This window comes from Coleofasciculus sp. C1-SOL-03, from assembly GCF_040220555.1.
Taxonomy (GTDB): Bacteria; Cyanobacteriota; Cyanobacteriia; order Cyanobacteriales; family Coleofasciculaceae; genus Coleofasciculus.
In genome coordinates this window covers 1-4,236 of the sequence record NZ_JAVJUO010000042.1, presented here as the reverse complement: position 1 = coordinate 4,236, position 4,236 = coordinate 1, and the positions used below count along the sequence as shown (strand labels likewise).

General features: G+C 46.8%; 3 protein-coding genes. 1 reads left to right on the top strand and 2 read right to left on the bottom strand.

Annotated elements, in window-relative coordinates; all coding sequences use genetic code 11:
- Positions 1 to 324: 324 nt before the first annotated feature.
- Together RIE73_RS06605 and RIE73_RS06600 are read right to left on the bottom strand one after the other, a co-directional pair.
- Entirely contained in the window at positions 325 to 858 is a 534-nt protein-coding gene (locus tag RIE73_RS06605) for a type IV pilin-like G/H family protein (RefSeq protein ID WP_446400438.1), read from the bottom strand.
- Positions 859 to 1,073: 215 nt separating this feature from the next.
- Positions 1,074 to 3,029 carry an FAD-dependent oxidoreductase gene (locus tag RIE73_RS06600; RefSeq protein WP_446400437.1) on the bottom strand — a complete coding sequence of 652 codons (1,956 nt, stop codon included), beginning with the start codon at positions 3,027 to 3,029 and terminating at the stop codon, positions 1,074 to 1,076.
- A gap of 142 nt (positions 3,030 to 3,171) precedes the next feature.
- On the opposite strand from RIE73_RS06600, the gene RIE73_RS06595 reads away from it, so the two are divergent.
- A complete protein-coding gene (locus RIE73_RS06595; protein WP_446400436.1) occupies positions 3,172 to 3,945 on the top strand; it encodes an ABC transporter permease in 774 nt (257 codons plus the stop codon).
- Positions 3,946 to 4,236: the final 291 nt, after the last annotated feature.

Sequence of the window (4,236 nt, the reverse complement as noted above, 5' to 3'; positions counted from 1 at the left end):
CAAATAAGGTGTGCCACGCCACTACCTTGACACAACTAAAATTGTGGAATAGATTTTATCATTGAATCGGGCGCAAGTCTTTGCGCCCCTACGGTTTCGGGGTTCCATTCTAATTCATCAAATAAGGTGTGCCACGCCACTACCTTGACACAACTAAAATTGTGGAATAGATTTTATCATTGAATCGGGCGCAAGTCTTTGCGCCCCTACGGTTTCGGGGTTCCATTCTAATTCATCAAATAAGGTGTGTTACGCCACTACCTTGACACAGCTAATATTGTGGAATAGATTTTATCATTGAATCGGGCGCACGTCGGTGCGCCCCTACGGTTTCCGGGCGTATAATATTCTGTCCCGATCAAAATCCGTTAACGCATGAGAACCAAAGGGACATAATATCCCCGTAGAAGCAAACGTTGGCGCTGTCGGAATCACAGGCGGAGAGGTTGAAGGCAAATTCGTTTCACAAATCCCACCAATTCCTTTAATAATCTCACCCGACGATACCACAAAAGCTGCCCCCGCATAACTTTTTAGTCTCGGATTTTTCGATTGGGCAATCATAATCATACCCTGAAGCGGATTCTTGGCAGGTAACATCAAATAGCGATAATTCTCCGTCTCCTGAAACCCCGCCAAATTTAACTCAGCTAAACTTGTGGCAAACTGAGAATACTCTAGAAAATAATTCAATTGCGCCAAATTCACCGCATTTAAAGACTCTTGTACCTCCCCTTGCAGCGCCAAGGCTGCGGCTGTTTGGGGAATGTAGGAAGGCGGTTCCTGCGCCTGTATTGTTGGCGAGAATCCTGCGAATAAACTAATCAGTCCTAATTTCGCGATCGCACCTTTAATCATAGCGTGTTTCTCTCCATTGGGGATAGAGGATTGAGATTAGGAAAGTTCGGGCGGGTTTTGTTGATATGTTATCGGTAATATTCGCGATTGAATCCCTAAACCCGCCCCTACAATTATCTGTACTGTTGGCGAAATTCCTGTTTAAGGCTGGTGGGCAATGCCCATTCTACGGTGTATCAAGGGTTTCTGACATAAGACATAAGACGAATGACAAATCATATCGAAAAAATACCTTCTGGATTCACCGATAACAGCGATCGCTGTTGCAATCCTTCCCGGTGTATAATCCCATTAGCCGCCAGGAATCCACTACTCACCGCCCGTTCCATTAACCCACAGGGAAAGGGCATTTTTACCCAGTCTCCAGCAAAAAATAGATTCGCCACACCTGAATCGGTTTCTGGGCGTTCCTGATAACTCCCTGGCGGATAACCGGAGAAGTTTTTCTGATTGACTAACTCCCGATGTAACATCGTCGCCGTTTGTAATTCCGGCACTATTTCATAGAGTTCCTGTGTAAACGTAGTTAACAGAACCTGCTGATTGGGAAATTCGTCTTCCTTATAACAGTAAGCATGTAATTCTACCACACTTCCCCCGGTTTTTTTATGCCACTGAATATAATCATCTTGGATGCGATGATACAGGGTAATACTATCGGTGAGACGATAGCCAGACAGGGAGGTAAAATTACTATGTTGCCAAGCAAAATCCCGATCAAACCAAAATCGGGCAACGGCAAAGGGATCAGCCACGGCTAATTGTTCCACCTGCTGAACTACCTGGGGATTCACCTCCCCTGCTGCCAATTTAAACAAATGTTGGACACCGGGAACATCCGTAGCAAAGATATAATAATCCGCCTGAATCGTTTCTGTGGCTACCGGGGGCGAATCTGAACTGGAAATTCCCACCAGTTGCACTTCATCCTCCTGGCGTTGCATCAGGTTAAACCGAGGTAAATCTCGTTTCGCGGGTCCGGCTATCACCTTACCATCCGAATTATAAACCGCCCCATGACAGGGACAAATAAACTGACCATCTGCTTGGCGTTGTACCGTACAACCTTGATGGGTACAAGTTAGCGAAATCGCTTGATTCTCCTCTGGAAACAGGGCAAACATCGCATCCCCAGCCCCGTAATAGTCCACAGTCTGATCAGATTCATCAGTTTCCATCCTGTGATTCCGCTTCACCCAAAACGGCACCGAGGGTTGAGTATTTCCCTGTTGATAACTAATCGAATGAATCTGCCCATTTTGCCACTGAATCTGACTCACCGTCGCTTCTGTAACAATCTTTCCCTGCCGATTTTGAATCGCTTGGGCAATTGGTTCTACTAAACTCCTACCCATATCCTGGCGCGTCCCATTAAACGCCAATCCCTCCGGATTACCAAAGAAATAAAAGTGGAAAAACTGCATTAATTCGCCCACACTCAACAGATCCGGCGCATTCAGACTGGATTTAGCAAAGGGTAAAAAGTACAGATCATAAAGTCCTTGGGGAAACTCACCTTTTACCCAATCGGCAACCGATAAGTGATCCAAACGCTGGAAACTATCGGGGATTTGGAAACCGCCAATTTCCCGGAATACCTGCCAATGTTTCAACTTGGTTAAATTAATCCCCCAACGCCAGCGATTTGAGGACGCGATCGCTAAATCTACCACATTCCAGGGAAAGGCAGAACGACTAGGGCGAAAGACTTCCGGCTGATACTGATTATCCCGGAAAACCACCGAGTAAAATTCCAGGGAACGGAAGTGATCCTGAATCTCCAACTCAGCCACCAACCGATTCAAATTATAATAATGCGGAAAAAAGCCATGGAACCCATGTTCCATCCGCAGAGAGTGATCGCCCACCTGAATTTGCCAACTGGCAATCTTACCGCCGAGTTGAGGCGATCGGTCTAATAGGGTGACATCAAAGCCGCGTTGACTCAACTCATAAGCACAACTAAGCCCCGCCAATCCCGCACCCACAACTACGACAGATTTGGGCTGAGTCAGGGTTCGGGGTAAATCCAGGGTATCCGGCTGAATAACCGTCGGTTGCGGTTTCGCCCAGCGAGAATATCCGATCGCACTACCGACTCCAGCCACGCCAATGAGTTTCAGGGCGGTGCGTCGGGAAAGATAAACAGAGGTTAATTTGTCATTCGTCATTTGTCAAAACACTGATTTCACGGATTTATTGTCCAGATGGGGGTAGGGAGGTGAGAGGTTAGTCACACACTGATGACACTGACAGGTTAGTTTTCGCATTTAGAGAGGATAATAGTGAAACCCGCCTCTAGAGACAATTGAAATGAACTATTGGCATGAAACCGTAGCTGTCACCCAGCGCATTTTAATTGAACTGGGGCGCAGACGCCGCAGTTTGGTCTTTTGGGGAATTTTCCCCATTTCGGTATTATTACTCAACGGTTATATTTTGGCAGAACGCGCCCAATTGTCGATGGCGCAAGCCTTTGAAAATGCCGCCCCCTCAACATTGGCAGGTGCTGCTTTATTTTTTAGCTGTCTGGGGGGTACGGTAGCCACAGTAGTAGGAGAACGAGAACAGCAAACTCTTAAACGTCTGTTCATCTCACCCTTAAGTGGCATATCCTATTTTCTAGGTATCTTTTGCGCCCATAGCGCCATTGCTGGGGTTCAAGCGGTTTTAGTTTATGCGATCGCAGCATGTTGGGGTGCTAGGTTTCAGGGATCTCTAGTTTTAGGCATCTTGATTATTCTACAGAGTATCATGGCTTACGTGGGAGTGGGATTCATCCTTGGTACCCAGTTTGCCCGTCGCACGGAAGATGTAAACGCCTTGGTTGCGGCGTTTGGCGTACCTCTGTTAATTTTAGGCGGCGCATTTTTACCCACCTCCCTGTTCCCCGACACCTTGCTAGACATCGCCCAATTTAACCCGATTTACCATATCAACGAAGCGCTGCTGGGTGTGTGGGCAAATGGCGCGGGATTGGCGGATATTCGGGAACATTTTTGGTTTTTGGGCGTATTTGCCTTAATTATGGTAGTAGCTGGATGGTTATCCTATCAGCGGATGCTGAGAGTTGAGCGAAGGTTATGATAAGTGGGTGGACACAATTAAAGTTAACGGTTGAGATTAGGGAACAGGGAACAGGGAACAGGGAACAGGGAACAGTAAGGATTTGAGGGGATGTACAAAACTTAATACAGTACCGTTTTCTTTTGTCCGACTACTTATCAAATAAATTTTCGTAGGGGCGCACCGACGTGCGCCCGTGTAAACTTAAGGTAGAAACCCCTACTTAATCAGAGATCCCCCCTAGCCCCCCTTTGAAAGGGGGGAACCAGAAATTAATCAAAGTCCCCCTTTTGAAGGGGGATTTAGGGGGAT

What these genes read in the sequence shown, in the direction of transcription:
- RIE73_RS06605 (WP_446400438.1), bottom strand. Translation starts at nt 858, where the DNA reads ATGATTAAAGGTGCGATCGCGAAATTAGGACTGATTAGTTTATTCGCA.
- RIE73_RS06600 (WP_446400437.1), bottom strand. Translation starts at nt 3,029, where the DNA reads ATGACGAATGACAAATTAACCTCTGTTTATCTTTCCCGACGCACCGCC.
- RIE73_RS06595 (WP_446400436.1), top strand. Translation starts at nt 3,172, where the DNA reads ATGAACTATTGGCATGAAACCGTAGCTGTCACCCAGCGCATTTTAATT.